The organism is Cryobacterium algoricola, assembly GCF_004402485.1.
Classification (GTDB): Bacteria; Actinomycetota; Actinomycetes; order Actinomycetales; family Microbacteriaceae; genus Cryobacterium; species Cryobacterium algoricola.
Genome location: NZ_SOFG01000023.1, coordinates 59,406 through 72,926, shown reverse-complemented (window position 1 = coordinate 72,926; position 13,521 = coordinate 59,406). Strand labels below are relative to the sequence as shown.

General features: G+C 67.2%; 14 protein-coding genes. 10 read left to right on the top strand and 4 right to left on the bottom strand.

Features of this window, described 5'->3' with window-relative positions; genetic code table 11:
- The first annotated feature begins 68 nt into the window (after nt 1–68).
- From E3O44_RS16360 to E3O44_RS16325, 8 genes are all read left to right on the top strand, one after another.
- Entirely contained in the window at nt 69–1,181 is a 1,113-nt protein-coding gene (locus tag E3O44_RS16360; protein WP_134535839.1) for a substrate-binding domain-containing protein, read from the top strand.
- Between the two features lie 156 nt (nt 1,182–1,337).
- Complete coding sequence (locus E3O44_RS16355; protein WP_134535838.1) at nt 1,338–2,300, top strand: hypothetical protein; 963 nt, start codon at nt 1,338–1,340, stop codon at nt 2,298–2,300.
- Between the two features lie 123 nt (nt 2,301–2,423).
- Nucleotides 2,424–3,563: a WxL protein peptidoglycan domain-containing protein gene (locus E3O44_RS16350; RefSeq protein ID WP_134535837.1), complete on the top strand. Its 1,140-nt coding sequence runs from the start codon at nt 2,424–2,426 to the stop codon at nt 3,561–3,563.
- A gap of 135 nt (nt 3,564–3,698) precedes the next feature.
- On the top strand, nt 3,699–4,607 hold the full coding sequence (locus E3O44_RS16345) for a hypothetical protein (protein WP_134535836.1): 909 nt from the start codon (nt 3,699–3,701) through the stop codon (nt 4,605–4,607).
- 126 nt (nt 4,608–4,733) lie between these two features.
- Nucleotides 4,734–5,480, top strand: a complete 747-nt coding sequence (locus tag E3O44_RS16340) for a hypothetical protein (RefSeq protein WP_134535835.1) — start codon at nt 4,734–4,736, stop codon at nt 5,478–5,480.
- Nucleotides 5,477–6,631, top strand: coding sequence for a sortase (locus tag E3O44_RS16335; protein ID WP_241976388.1), 1,155 nt, complete (start codon nt 5,477–5,479; stop codon nt 6,629–6,631). Before E3O44_RS16340 ends, E3O44_RS16335 begins: the two co-directional genes overlap by 4 nt.
- A 277-nt stretch (nt 6,632–6,908) precedes the next feature.
- The gene (locus E3O44_RS16330; protein WP_198415978.1) at nt 6,909–7,700 is read left to right on the top strand and encodes a phosphate ABC transporter ATP-binding protein; all 792 of its coding nucleotides are present in this window, start codon (nt 6,909–6,911) and stop codon (nt 7,698–7,700) included.
- 86 nt (nt 7,701–7,786) lie between these two features.
- A complete protein-coding gene (locus tag E3O44_RS16325; RefSeq protein ID WP_134535834.1) occupies nt 7,787–8,197 on the top strand; it encodes an arsenate reductase ArsC in 411 nt (136 codons plus the stop codon).
- Here E3O44_RS16325 and E3O44_RS16320 read toward each other — a convergent pair.
- From E3O44_RS16320 to arsD, 4 genes are all read right to left on the bottom strand, one after another.
- On the bottom strand, nt 8,194–8,700 hold the full coding sequence (locus E3O44_RS16320; protein WP_134535833.1) for a GNAT family N-acetyltransferase: 507 nt from the start codon (nt 8,698–8,700) through the stop codon (nt 8,194–8,196). The two genes, E3O44_RS16325 and E3O44_RS16320, sit on opposite strands and share 4 nt — an antisense overlap.
- A 43-nt stretch (nt 8,701–8,743) precedes the next feature.
- Nucleotides 8,744–9,865, bottom strand: a complete 1,122-nt coding sequence (gene arsB / locus E3O44_RS16315; protein WP_134535832.1) for an ACR3 family arsenite efflux transporter — start codon at nt 9,863–9,865, stop codon at nt 8,744–8,746.
- Nucleotides 9,866–9,949: 84 nt separating this feature from the next.
- Nucleotides 9,950–11,734 (bottom strand): arsenical pump-driving ATPase, encoded by a 1,785-nt coding sequence (gene arsA / locus E3O44_RS16310; protein ID WP_134535831.1) that lies wholly within the window; start codon nt 11,732–11,734, stop codon nt 9,950–9,952.
- 10 nt (nt 11,735–11,744) lie between these two features.
- Nucleotides 11,745–12,152, bottom strand: a complete 408-nt coding sequence (gene arsD / locus E3O44_RS16305) for an arsenite efflux transporter metallochaperone ArsD (RefSeq protein WP_134535830.1) — start codon at nt 12,150–12,152, stop codon at nt 11,745–11,747.
- Between the two features lie 95 nt (nt 12,153–12,247).
- Between arsD and E3O44_RS16300 the strand changes: the two genes are divergently transcribed.
- Together E3O44_RS16300 and arsM are read left to right on the top strand one after the other, a co-directional pair.
- A complete protein-coding gene (locus tag E3O44_RS16300) occupies nt 12,248–12,598 on the top strand; it encodes an ArsR/SmtB family transcription factor (protein WP_134535829.1) in 351 nt (116 codons plus the stop codon).
- A gap of 34 nt (nt 12,599–12,632) precedes the next feature.
- Nucleotides 12,633–13,391, top strand: coding sequence for an arsenite methyltransferase (arsM, locus tag E3O44_RS16295; protein WP_134535828.1), 759 nt, complete (start codon nt 12,633–12,635; stop codon nt 13,389–13,391).
- Nucleotides 13,392–13,521: the final 130 nt, after the last annotated feature.

The following is a 13,521-nucleotide window of genomic DNA, read 5'->3' as shown; positions in this document are numbered from 1 at the left end:
GGGCGAACCGCCAGGAAAGACGTGTCCGCCCGGGCTCGTCTCATGCATCACACCCGAAAGGCATCACTGTGATTTCGAAGAAGGCTATTGCGCTTTGCGCAACTGTCGGCGTTGCCATCTCCGGCTTTGCCATTGCTACACCGGCCATGGCCGACCCGGTTTCCAACAGCTACTCCATCGTGGGTTCAGACACTTTGGAAGACGCCGTAAGCGCCCTTGCAAATGGCACTGGCATTGGTGGTTCCAACGTTCGCGCCACGACAGCCAAGTCCGCTAGCATCGCTTCCTTTGATGCGACAGGATCGCCGTATATCTCCACGAAGTCCTACGGTGTGCGCTTCGGCCGGCCGAACGGATCGGGTGACGGCGTCAAGGCACTCAGCCGTTCGATTGACGGAGCCGGATACACGTCCAAGGCCGTCGGCAGCCCGGTCAATGTCGTGATTTCCGACTCGGTCGATATCGCGCGTTCGTCGAGCGGTGGGACCTTCAACGCCGCGGGTGAGCTCCTCTACGTGCCCTTTGGCCGCGACGCCATCGCCTACGCTTACAAGGGAGCGGCAGCCGGTCTCGGAACCATCACTGCTTCGCAGATGAAGAGTCTCTACGAGTGCTCTCCGGGCTTCCAAATTGGTGGAGTCACCATCACGCCCATCATTCCGCAGGACGGTTCAGGTACCCGTAAGGACTTCCTGGCCAACATCGGGTCTTCCGAAACAGGCATGAAGACCGTCAGTGAAGGTGGCTGTGTAGTCGAGGGCCAGGAGCACGACGCAACGACTCTCACTGCGGAGTCAGTCATGCCGATGGCCGTATCGCGTTGGATTGCTATGAACACGGGCGCGTCTTACGACAAGCGCGGCACCGGCACGATCGGTTCTCTGGTTCCGAACGTCGATTCGCCGATTACAGGCAGCGGTGCGTTGATGGCGCCGAACCCTTCGTACTACGCCGACGCCACCTGGGGTCGCGACACCTATCTCGTGGTCGAGAATGCGCGGGTGGACCCGACGAACGTGAAGTATGACCCGACTCTCTTCGCGCTCCTCGACCCCACCCAGGGCACTTCGCTTACTAACGCACAGACCTTGGTCACCAAGACTGGCGCGGCCAAGAAGAAGTACGGCTTCCTTGCACCGACGACCGGTGTCGTTCCGTTCCGCGTCGCAAAGACCGCGTAGCACGCTACCTACTAAACAGACAGGACACAGACTTTCATGAAACTCAATAACAAGACCCGTGTCGCCGCCGTCGGCGTCGTCTCAGTGGCGCTCGTCGCCGGTGCAGCGGTTGCTTCCTCGACAGCTGCCACTCAGAACAATGGCTCCGACGGAGCGATGTTCACCTACGACACGAATGCAGTGCTCGTCACAGACAGCGCCCGCGTCTGGGGCTTCAGCGAGGACCTGTATTCGGGTTCTACCGCAGCCGCATACGACGAAGCGTTCCTCTGCCCTGCAACAGCAACCAGCGCAAAACTGTTTCTCTCTCCCGTCGGGAGCGAGCGGACGCCGAACACGTGGGCTGCGTACGCAGAGTCCGCTTTCGCGATTGGCCGCCCCAAAGAGGTCGTCGCTCCGACGCTGACCCCCTCTACGCTGATCAATGGTACGCCTGGCGCGCAGGCGAGCAAGACTTCCGGCGGACGCTTCAGCTTGGGTCTCGCTTGCACCAGCAACAATGGTGCAACTGTCGTTGGTGCGTTCTACCGCACAATCAACATGACTGCAGTGACTGGCGCTTTCACGATCGAAGCCCAGTCCGATGTCGTTGTGACGCCGACGTCTACGCCGACTCCGGTTCCGACTGAGATGACCGGTTCAGTTGCTCTTGCGCCGTCCATCACGGCTGCGAAGAACGGCGCGCTCTCCCTTTCGGTACAGGCAGGCGCGGCGGCGACATTCTCCGCTCCGTCGCTCGTGAACAACAAGTCGACCACGCTCGGTACCCTCGGTGCCGTCACGGTCGTTGACGACCGCGTGGTCACACGCAACGGCTGGGACCTGTCGGCAAACGTTGCTGACTTCGTCAACTCTGCCGACGCGACCAGCACGATCAGCAAGGTCCAGCTCGGCCTCGCGCCGTCAGTGACTCCTGCAGGCACCGCAGCGACCGGTGTCACGGCCGCCGCAGCCCAGGTCGCCGGTTCGGCGTCCTACCCGGCCGCCTTCGCCTCCGGCGCGGCAGCCAACACCGTCGGCAACAGCGTGCTCAACGCCGGCCTGACCTTCGTCGCTCCGCAGGAGAAGGCAGCCGGCACCTACACGTCGACCCTGACCCTCACGGTCGTCTCGAAGTAGGAGCAGTCACCACCTGAATGAAGGGGGAGGGACGGCGTCCTGCCGGCCCTCCCCTCATTCCGAGTATCGCAGCGACACCAGGGGCTTGGCTCCACCCACTAATTTTCGGATTCGCCCGCAGAAATGAGTAAGTCGATCGTGACTCTTCGCCATTCCGTATCCCGCCAAGGCGAGAGCCGCAGTTTCGTCAAAATCGCCACCAGCGTGCTGATCGCAATGGGACTCACCCTGACCCTCGGCGTTTCAGGCGCGTGGGCAGAGGACGGCTCGGACGGCATCGCCGGGGCGCCGTCCGCTAACGGCGGCGTCGATCAGGATCGATCTCGTTTCAGCTACCAGGTCGAACCGGGACAGGCCGTCAACGACGAGTACATCGTCGAGAACACTGGCACGACGACGCAGGCGGTCAACGTCTATGCCACCGACGCGTTCAATGCAGAGGACGGCACCTTCGCGCTCTTGGAAGGCGCCGAAGCGCCCAAGGACGCGGGCAGCTGGGTCACCTTCGACAACGGAACCGGCCGTGTTTCGGTGACGCTCGAGCCCGGCGCCCAACAGGTGCTTCCCTTCACGGTAACGACCCCGGCCGACGCCAGCCCTGGCGACCACGCCGGTGGCATCGTTGTCTCGGCACTCTCGCCAGCCGGCCAGGTTTCGGTCGACCGGCGCGTGGCCATCCGCTTGTATGCGCGAGTTAAGGGCCTCTTGCAGCCGGCCCTCACCATAAGCAGCATCGAGTCCAGCTATGAAGGAAGCATCAATCCTTTTGCTGGTGAAACGAAGATTCGTGTCAGCCTGACCAACACTGGAAACGTCTCTCTCGGTGCCAACACAGTCTCACAAATAAAGGGCATCTTCGGCATTCCCCTCTCCGGTCTGACGGACCAGGAGATCCCGGAACTATTGCCCGGAAGCTCGCGCACCGTCACCCTCACCGTCGCCGGTGTCGGTGCCTGGGTCTACCTCAACCCTCATGTGTCCCTCGCGGCTACGGTCGACCCCGACGCGCTGAACGCCGGAGTCCTACCGAGCGCCGAACGCGACTCCAGTCTCTTCGTGGTGCCGTGGGCGTTCCTGATCTTGCTGCTCGTCGCCGCAGTGACCTGGATCATCGTGCGGCTCAGCCGCAAGCGCGACTCCACCCGCGCTGCGGCCTGGGTCGAGTACACCGAAGCCGAGGCGCGACGCAAGGCTCGTGAGGAGGCGCTCGTGAGCGTCGCCGGAGCACCCACGGAGGCACCGGGCGGCAACTCGGCTGGCTAGCCGCACTTGATCTTCCTTCCCTGATCGAACGACCGCAATGACGCCTCACTTCACGACCGCATCACCCGCTCCACTGCCCTGCAGCTTCACCCAGGCACCGCAGCTCCACCGCACCAGGACCCATCGGGGAAACACATGTTCCAACTGCCCATCCGTTCGACTCTCATCACTGGAGCCCTGGTCGCCCTGCTGGCACTCGGCGGGACGGTTTCCATCTCGTCCAGTGCGCAGGCCGATAACGGTGAGGCGGTCGCGCTCACGGTGAGCGTGGCCGCCAAGCTTCCCCTCGGACCTGTCCAGATCCACTGTCTGCTGACGGTCGGGCCCCGCGTCGACTCGGCGCCGGTCGTTGTCACCATCCACGGGCTGAAGCCGTTCTCGCACGTCGAGGTCTGGGTGCACTCGACGCCGGTTCTGCTGATCAGCGGAACGGCGGACTCCGCAGGCGATTTCTCGGGGAGCGGCACCCTGCCCGCCGGTCTGGAGGCGGGCGGCCACACCATCGAGGTGGTCGGCACCACGGCCGCGGACGACCCGTTCAGCCAGGTGGCGGCATCCTTTGCCGTGACCGAGGCGGGCACGATCGGGTCGGCCACGACGAGCGACACAAACGGCGTGCTCGGCCTCGTCGTGCCGGTGGCCGCAGTGGCGGTCTTCAACGCGCCGACGCTCGTGGCGAACCGCTCCACGACGACCGGTGTGCTCGGCAACGTCGCGGTCAGCGACGGACGCACCATCTCCCAGGAAGGCTGGACGTTATCGGCCGACGTCGCCGACTTCGTGAACGCCGCAGATGGCAGTGTTATCGGCAAGGCCCAGCTCGGGCTCGCGCCGCAGCTGGTCAGCACGGAGGCGACGGGCGTGAGCCTGTTCGCGGCCCAGAATGCCGGAGCCGCGACCTACCCGATGAACCTCGCAGCGGGTGCTCCCGCGCAGACCGTGGGCACGACCGTTCTGAACGCCGGCCTCACCTTCGTCGCGCCGCCCGAGAAGTCGGTCGGCACCTATCGGTCCACCCTGTCCCTGACCCTCGTGTCCCAGTAGCGGCACCGTCCAGTCACGGGCCTGCGGCGTGGGGCATGGCCCCTGAACGGGTGAGGCTCACTTTCCCGACTCGTTTGCCTCTCGTTTGCCCGCCCGTCAGCTCGCCGAAACCTCGAATGGACTAACTTGACTGTGCTCACATCCGCTCACGCGCGCCTGATTCTGGTCGTGGCCCTCATCGTGTTCGCGCCGGTGGTGGGCCTGGCCGGACTCGCCATGAGCGCACAGGCGGCGACGGATGACCCGAAAGGCGTCGGCATCACCGTGGGCGTCGTCGGGCCGTCGAGCCGGGCCACTGTGGCGCCGTCCGTGACGAGCCCCGTGAAGTCCGCGACCGTGTCCGCGGTCACCCAGACGACGATCACGGACTCCGCCGCCGCGGCCTCCGCGCTCGGCGAGAAGCCGACCAAGATCGCCGGTGTCTTCTACGTGAGCGGCCTCACCACCCACATCGAGTCCGAGGCCGGGCCGGGAGGCGGCACCGCGGTGCTCGACTTCACGGTGCGCAACATCACGGATGCTCCGATCACCTCGAGCCTGCGCTTCTGGCTCGACAACGCGGTCGGCCTTCCCGTCGCACTGGTGGACAAGGTCGGCGTCGACGACCTCGCCCCCAACGAAACGCGCACGGTCACAGCCACCCTCCCGGACGTCGGCCAATGGACCTGGTTCACGGGCCACGTCACCATGACGCTACCCGCAGACATCGGCGGCACGGCGATCCCGCCGTTCACTCGCGACTCGTTCACCCTCATCCCGCCCTATTTCGCCCTGATCGTGCTCGCGGTCGCCGGCACGCTCACCCTGATCCTCCGCTTCGTGCTCCTCGCCCCGCGGACCGCCCCCGAACTCGCGGAAGAGGTGGCGTCATGACGACAGCCAGGCTGCCCCGTCGTCCCCAACGACCCACCGTGCCGAAGGTACCGAAGATGCCGCGAGGCTGGGTTCCGCCGGTTTCGCACGGCGTCTCCGAGATGCAGGCAGTGCACCCCCTCGCGGGACAGTCCGCGGGACCCCGGGACTGGTCGCCGCCCGGCCCCGGCTCCCTGGGCGGAGGCCTTCCGAGCGCGCCGCCCGAGCGTGGCCGCCAGGGCAAGCCGCCCAAGCCGCCCAAGCCCCCGAAGATCCCGAAGCCGCCGCGGCGCAGCCCGGTGCCCCCTCGGCCACCGGTTGTGCTCACCCAACGCGATCAGGTCATCCGTTCGACCCTGGCCATTCTCGCCATCCTCATCTTCGGGTTCCTCGCCAACCTGACCGTGCTCGGCCAGCTGCAGCACATCGTGTCCCAGCAGCAGCTCACGAACACGTTCCGGTACGAGCTCGCCCAGGGCACCGCCCCGGTCAGCGAGGGCACCGTCGACAAGGTGCTACTCACCGCGGGAACGCCCGTGGCCGTTCTGGACATCCCCTCCATCGACGTGCACGAGATCGTCGTCGAAGGCACCGACTCAGGCACACTGCGCGCCGGCCCCGGCCACCGCCGCGATACACCGCTCCCGGGCCAGTCCGGTATCAGCGTGCTGATGGGCCGCGCCGCCGCCTATGGGGGACCCTTCGCCCGGCTGCAGGAGCTGCGGCCCGGCCAGCAATTCACCGTGATCACCGGCCAGGGCGAACAGAAGTTCTCGGTGCTCGGCCTGCGCTATGCCGGCGACCCGGCTCCCGCCGCGCTCACCGCGGGCAAGAGCCGGTTGATCCTCGAGAGCGCCCGCGGCCCGGCCTACGTGCCGAGCGGCGTCGTGCGCGTGGATGCCGAGCTCGTCTCCGAGACGAAGCCCGCCGGTAAGCGGCAGACCACCTTCGCGACCCTGCCCCTGCAGGACAAGGAACTCGCCACCGACACCACAACGGTGTGGGCCCTCGTCTTCGCCCTGCAGTTCCTGCTGGTGATCGAACTCGCCGCCGTCTGGGCGTTCCGCCGGGTCGGCCTCCGCAAAACCTGGATCGTGTTCCTTCCGGTCGTCACCGTCGGGGGGCTCTACGTGGCCGACCAGCTGGTGCGCCTCCTCCCGAACCTGCTGTAGTCCCGAACCTGCTTCAGTCCCGAAACTGCTGTAGAACAACGAAACGAGTGTCATGACCGACGATGTGCAGAATGACGAGCTCACCCAGGTGCTGCCGCCGGTGAAGGTCGCGGGGCGGCGCGACCGGAAGGCGCGCGCGGAAGCCAGGACCGAGGTCCGGCCCGAGGCCGCGGCCGAAACGCGGGCCAAGCCGCCCCGGCTCGGCGGGTTCGGCGCGCCCTGGCTGAAACGGCCGTCCGCGGCGGATGCCGGCGTGTACGCGAGCTACAGCCCGCCCGTGCGCGAACTCGCTCCGCTCGCCACCCTCGAGGGCCGCAACGTTTCGGCGTGGTTCGGCGAACGCCAGGTGCTCGACCGGGTCAACCTCACCATGCCCGCCGGCATCATCACCTCCCTGATCGGCCCGTCCGGCTGCGGCAAGTCCACGTTCCTGCGCATCCTGAACCGGATGCACGAGCTCGTGCCGTCCGCGAGTCTCGCCGGCGAGGTCCTGCTCGACGGCGAGGACATCTACGACCCCGAACGCAAACTCGTCGACGCCCGCAAGAGCATCGGCATGGTGTTCCAGAAGCCGAACCCGTTCCCGGCCATGTCGATCTACGACAACGTCATTGCCGGGCTCACCCTCACCGGCAAACGCGCCTCCAACGACGAGAAGGACTTCCTCGTCGAGAGCTGCCTGACCAAGGCGGGGCTCTGGAAGGAGGTGCGCGACCGGCTGCGGGCGCCGGGCTCAGGTCTCTCCGGTGGACAGCAGCAGCGCCTGTGCATCGCCCGGTCGCTCGCGGTGACCCCGCGCATCCTCTTGATGGACGAGCCGTGCTCGGCCCTCGACCCGACCTCGACCCGGGTGATCGAGGAGACCATGCTCGAGCTCGCCCACGAGGTGACGATCGTGATCGTCACGCACAACATGCAGCAGGCCCAGCGGGTCTCGCAGAACTGCGCGTTCTTCCTCGCCGCGCAGGGCACCCCCGGCGGCATCGTGGAGCACGGTCCGACGGATGCCATGTTCGGCAACCCGATCGACAGCCGCACCGCCGACTACGTCAACGGACGCTTCGGCTAACCCCTGCCGGGTGAAGAAACGAACGGGGATTCCTAAAGCATAGACAAACGTCTATACTTTGAGGACATCGAGAGTCAGGAATCCCCGTGTCTGAGAAGCCCACCGTTTTGTTCGTCTGCATCCACAACGCCGGTCGCTCGCAGATGGCCGCTGGCTATATGCGCGCCCTGTCCCATGGTGCCGTCGAGGTACGTTCCGGCGGTTCCGAGCCGGGCGACCAGATCAACCCGATGGCGATCCAGGCGATGAGCGAAGAGGGCATCGACATCTCCCAGGCCGTTCCGCAGCTGATGACCACCGACCAGGTGCAGGCCTCCGACGTCGTCATCACCATGGGCTGCGGCGACGTCTGCCCGATCTTCCCCGGCAAGCGCTACGAGGACTGGGAACTCGTCGACCCCAAGGGCAAGAGCATCGAGGAGGTGCGTCCGATCCGCGACGACATCAAGGCGCGCATCCAGGCCCTCCTTGCCGAGCTCCTGCCCGCGAGCGTCTAGCTGACGACGTGACTGCGACGCTCGACGAGTAGTACGTCGCGCCAGCGACCCGCCAGGGGGCCGTAGGTCATCAGTGCGAGCCGTTGTCGTGTGCCGACCACGCGGAACCCGTGCGCGGCATGCAGCGCAAGGCTTCCGGTGTTCTCCGGGAAGATACCTGACTGCAACGTCCAGATGCCAGCTCGCTCGGTGGAGTCGATGAGGGCGGTGAGGAGGGCGTGGCCGACGCCTCGCCCGCGTGCCTCCGCTGCCACGTAGATCGAGTGTTCGGCGACTCCGCGATATGCGTCCCTGGTCGAAGTGGGCGAGGCTGCAGTCCAACCGACGATCGCAGTGCCGTCTTCGGCCACATGGCGTTGGGCCTGCAGCTTTCCGGCGTTGAAGTCGCGCCAGCCCGGAGGCTCGACTTCGAATGTGGCGTGTCCGGTTGCGATGCCGCCCCGGTAGATGGCGTCTACGTCCGACCAGTCGCTTTCGGTGAGGTCTCGGATGACCAGGTTCATCCGCAGGGGAATTCGCTCGGAGCATGCGAAGACGAAACGACTGTCATAAGTCCAGTCTGCCTGTTGCCCGGGCCGGGAACAGGCGGGGCCGGAGCCAGAGCGCCACGTAGACGAGGGCGACGAGGGCCGGTACCTCGATCAACGGGCCGACGATCCCCGCGAGGGCCTGGCCGCTGCCGGCACCGAAGGTCCCGATGGCGACGGCGATCGCGAGCTCGAAGTTGTTGCCCGCCGCGGTGAAGGCGAGGGTCGCGGTGCGCTCGTACGGCAGGCCGATGAGCCTGCCGAGCAGGAACCCGGTGAGGAAGGTGACGAGGAAGTAGACCAAGAGCGGCAGGGCGATGCGGGCCACGTCAAGGGGGTGGTCGATGACTTGTCGGCCCTGGAGTGCGAAGAGAAGCACGATCGTGAAGAGCAACCCGTAAAGCGCGAACGGGCCGACGCGCGGGAGGAACCGGCTTTCGTACCAGTCCCGGCCGCGGGTGGCCTCGCCCACCCGGCGGGACAGGTAGCCGGCCAGGAGCGGGATACCGAGGAACACGAGCACGCTCGCGGTGATCGCCCAGATCGAGAACTCTGCGCTCGTGGTGGACAGGCCGAGCCAGGCCGGGAGAATCTGCAGGTAGAACCAGCCGAGCGCCGCGAAGGCGAACACCTGGAAGACGGAGTTGACGGCGACGAGGAAGGCGGCGGCCTCGCGGTCTCCGCAGGCGAGTTCGTTCCAGATCAGCACCATGGCGATGCAGCGGGCGAGGCCGACGATGATCAGCCCGGTGCGGTATTCGGGCAGGTCGGGCAGGAAGATCCAGGCGAGCGTGAACATCAGTGCGGGTCCGACGAGCCAGTTCATCACGAGTGACGAGATCAGCAGTCGCTTGTCGCCGGCGACGGCGCGGGCATCCGCATACCGCACCTTCGCGAGCACCGGGTACATCATCACCAGCAGGCCGATGGCGATCGGCACGCTGACGGAACCGATCGTGAACGCGCCGAGCAGTGCGCCGATGCCGGGGGCGACGACCGCGAGCAGCAGCCCGAGACCCATGGACGCGAGAATCCAGACCGGGAGGAGCCGGTCGGTGAACCCGAGGCGGGCCGGAGCGATGACCGGAGCGGTGGCCGGGGCGGCGACGGATGCTGCGGGCGGGGTTTCAGGGAATGGCATGGGGCTCCGCAGCATCAGAGGAAATAAATAGATGAACGTCGATATGGCGCGGTCCCACTCTATCGACGAATGTCGATTCCCGGGTCACCGGGCCGGTTGCGGGCTGAGCGCGGTCAGTGCCGCCAGCTTCTCCTGCCCGATGGGCTCCTCCGGCAGGAGGGGGACGACGGCGATCCGGTTCGCCAGCAGTCGCACCCGGTCGATCTGCTCGACCTCCTGCGCGGCCCGGGCACGGAGGAAGGGCGAGGTCGGGCGGGCCGCGGCGAGGGAGGCGTTGACGACCCAGGCCCACGGGCGGATGCCGGCCCGCTCGAGGTCGTCCTGCAGCCCTTCTGCCTCGAGCACCGGGGTCGTCTCGGCGAGCGTGACCAGAATGACCTTGGTCAGCGCCGGGTCCTGCAGGCGCATCAGCGGTGTCGTGAACGGAAGCGAGTCGCCGATCTGCCGCGCCATTTCGCGGTGATAGGAACCGGTCGCATCCAGCAGGAGCAGCGTGTGCCCGGTCGGGGCGGTGTCGACGACGACGAATCTGCGGCGCGACTCATGGACGACCCGGGAGAACTGCTGGAAGACGGCGACTTCCTCGGTGCAGGGGGAGAGGAGGTCCTCGGCGAGTGCCGCACGGCCCTCCGCGTCCAGGGCCGTGCCCTTGGTCGCCATCACGTGGTCGCGGTAGGTCTGCACGGCCTCGACCGGATCGATGCGGGACACCTCGAGACCGGGCACGCTGCCGTGCAGGGTCTCGGTGAGGTGAGCGGCGGGGTCCGTCGTGGTGAGGTGCACGGCGTGGCCGCGCCCGGCGAGTGCGACCGCGATGGCCGCGGCGATCGTGGTCTTGCCGACCCCGCCCTTCCCCATGCAGAGCACGAGGCCGTGGTCGTCCCGTTCGATCGCGTCCACGAGGGCCGCGAGCGGGGCGTCGGGGATGTCCCCGGTGTCCCCGGTGTCCACAGTCTGGCCGATCGTGTCGGATTCGTCCGCCTCGGCGCTCGCCGCGAAGAGCGTCTGCAATGCCGGGATGCCGACCATGTTGGCGGCCTTGAGTTCGAGCACGTCCAGCGGGAGGTGGGCGAGAGCGGCGGGGAGGGCGGCCAGCGCGGCTCGCTCGCGGGCGCGGACGGCGCGGGTGAGGTCCTCGGCGCCGGCGACCGCGGGCAGCACGCCGTTCACGACGACGAAGCCGCCGCCGATGCCGATCTGGTTCAGTTCGAGGTAGGTGCGTTCGATTTCTCCGAGAGAGGATGCCTGCGCCCGGGCGACGAGGATCAGGCGCGTGCGCGCCGGATCGGTCAGCGCCGCGACGGCGGCGGCGTACATCGAGCGGTGCTTGTCGAGCCCCGAGAGCGGGCCGAGGCACGACGGGTCGCCCTTGCCGGCCTCGAGGAAGTCGGTCCAGGACCCCGGCAGCTGCAGCAGCCGGATCGTGTGCCCGGTCGGCGCCGTGTCGAAGACGATGTGGTCGTACTGCCCGAAGACGGCTTCGTCGGCGAGGAGGCTCGTGAACTCGTCGAAGGAGGCGATCTCGGTCGTGCAGGAACCGGACAGGCCCTCGATGATTCCGGCCAGTTCGTCGTCGGGCAGCAGGCCGCGCACGGGTGCGACGATGCGCTCCCGGTACGCCGCAGCGGCCTGTTCCGGGTCGATCTCGAGGGCGGACAGCCCGGGCACACGGACAAGGGGAGTGACTGTGTTCCCGATCGTCACGCCGAACACCTGGCCGACGTTCGAGGCGGGGTCGGTGCTGACCAGCAGCACCTTCTTACCCTGACCGGCGAGGTCCAGGGCGGTGGCGCAGGCGACCGAGGTCTTTCCGACCCCGCCCTTGCCGGTGAAGAACAGGAAGCGGGGCGGGTTCTCGAGGAATTTCATCGGAGGCGGCTTAGCAGCAGCCGGAGCCGCCGCCGCAGCATCCGCCCGATTTCTCGGTCTGGCCCCGATCGGTCAGCCCCAGCTGGGTGCGGGCGGGCACGACCAGCGCCGGGTCGCCGAGGCCGGCGAAGCGGAGCAGCTCGTCGCGGCTCGGGTAGGTTCCGGTCGCGACGGTGACCCCGTCGACGACGGTGAGGGGGAGTCCCTTCGAACCGACGGTGTGCATGAAGCCGCGGACCGTCTCGTCGGCGATGAACACGGTCGGGTCGGTGGCCAGATTGTGGCGCTCGATGTCGGCGCCGAGATCCTTGAGGCGGCGCACGTCCGCGGTGATGGTTACGAGCGACGCGTCCGACTCGGGTCCGCAGACCCCCGACTCGCAGCACAGGGCCGGCTCGTAAATTCGAATGGCAGCCATCTCGGATTCTCCTCGTTCGCTATATCGACATTCATCGATACCCTCAGTATGGCCCGCTATATCGACAAGTGTCAATACGCGGCTATGCTGGGCCCATGTCGATCACCTCCCTGCTCCCCGTCGCCGACGTCGGCGCCTGCTGCGCGCCGCTGACGCGGGAGACGCTCGGCGCCGCGGATGCCGTCGGTCTCGCGCGATCGCTCAAGGCCCTCGCCGACCCCACCCGGCTGCGCCTGATCTCGATCGTGGCCGCATCCGAGGGGCAGGAAGCCTGCGCCTGCGACCTCACCGCACCGGTCGGGCTGAGCCAGCCCACCGTGTCCCATCACCTCAAAGTCCTGACCGATGCGGGATTCCTCACGCGTACCCAGCGCGGAAATTGGGCTCATTTTGCGCTCGTGCCCGGCGCGCTCGACTCGGTCGCCCGACTGCTGACGAGCGCATGACCACCCCAGGATCGTCCGAAGGAAGGAACCGCTCATGACCGAGAAATCCGACATCACCGAACTCGTCCGGGAGCGGTATGCCGCCGCTGCGCTCCAGCTCACCGACGTGTCCGACGTGTCCGCCTCGTGCTGCGTGCCCACCGACCTCGGGAACGGCGACGTCTTCGGATCGGTCCTGTACACCGGCGGCGAGGGGGCCGAAGTGCCTGAGGAAGCGCTCCTGGCGAGCCTCGGCTGCGGCAACCCGACGGCCGTCACCGACCTGCGCGCCGGCGAGACCGTGCTCGACCTCGGGTCGGGAGGCGGCATCGACGTGCTGCTCTCCGCACGCCGGGTCGGCCCCACCGGGTTCGCATACGGCCTCGACATGACCGACGAGATGCTGGCCCTCGCCCGGTCCAACGCCGCCAAGGCCGGCGCTGAGAACGTGGAATTCATCAAGGGCCGGATCGAACAGATTCCATTGCCCGACACGGCCATCGACGTCATCATCTCCAACTGCGTGATCAACCTGTCCGCGGACAAGACCGCCGTCATCACCGAGATGTACCGCGTCCTGAAGCCCGGCGGGCGCCTAGGGATCTCCGACGTCGTCGCGGAGAACCACCTCAGCGAGCAGGACCGCATCGAGCGCGGCAGCTACGCCGGCTGCATCGCCGGCGCACTCTCCCACCAGGAATACCTCGACGCGCTCGCCGCCGCGGGGTTCAGCGACATCAGTGTCGAGTACACCCACGAGGTCGCCCCCGGCATGCACGGAGCCATCGTCACGGCCGTCAAGCCCTCCGACTGACGCCGTCGGCGGGAACGCCCGATGACCGGAGTGCGGCACTCCGTTGCGCCCAGCCGGCGCGTCCCCGGGGTCGGACGGCATTTTCGGCCCATGACGGGGGTTTAGGCCACCCGGGAGTGCCGAAGGCCTG

Excerpts from the sequence above, each read along its gene's own strand:
- E3O44_RS16355 (WP_134535838.1), top strand. The coding sequence starts at position 1,338 with ATGTTCACCTACGACACGAATGCAGTGCTCGTCACAGACAGCGCCCGC.
- E3O44_RS16350 (WP_134535837.1), top strand. The coding sequence starts at position 2,424 with ATGAGTAAGTCGATCGTGACTCTTCGCCATTCCGTATCCCGCCAAGGC.
- E3O44_RS16345 (WP_134535836.1), top strand. The coding sequence starts at position 3,699 with ATGTTCCAACTGCCCATCCGTTCGACTCTCATCACTGGAGCCCTGGTC.
- E3O44_RS16335 (WP_241976388.1), top strand. The coding sequence starts at position 5,477 with ATGACGACAGCCAGGCTGCCCCGTCGTCCCCAACGACCCACCGTGCCG.
- E3O44_RS16320 (WP_134535833.1), bottom strand. The coding sequence starts at position 8,700 with ATGAACCTGGTCATCCGAGACCTCACCGAAAGCGACTGGTCGGACGTA.
- arsB (WP_134535832.1), bottom strand. The coding sequence starts at position 9,865 with ATGCCATTCCCTGAAACCCCGCCCGCAGCATCCGTCGCCGCCCCGGCC.
- arsA (WP_134535831.1), bottom strand. The coding sequence starts at position 11,734 with ATGAAATTCCTCGAGAACCCGCCCCGCTTCCTGTTCTTCACCGGCAAG.
- arsD (WP_134535830.1), bottom strand. The coding sequence starts at position 12,152 with ATGGCTGCCATTCGAATTTACGAGCCGGCCCTGTGCTGCGAGTCGGGG.
- E3O44_RS16300 (WP_134535829.1), top strand. The coding sequence starts at position 12,248 with ATGTCGATCACCTCCCTGCTCCCCGTCGCCGACGTCGGCGCCTGCTGC.
- arsM (WP_134535828.1), top strand. The coding sequence starts at position 12,633 with ATGACCGAGAAATCCGACATCACCGAACTCGTCCGGGAGCGGTATGCC.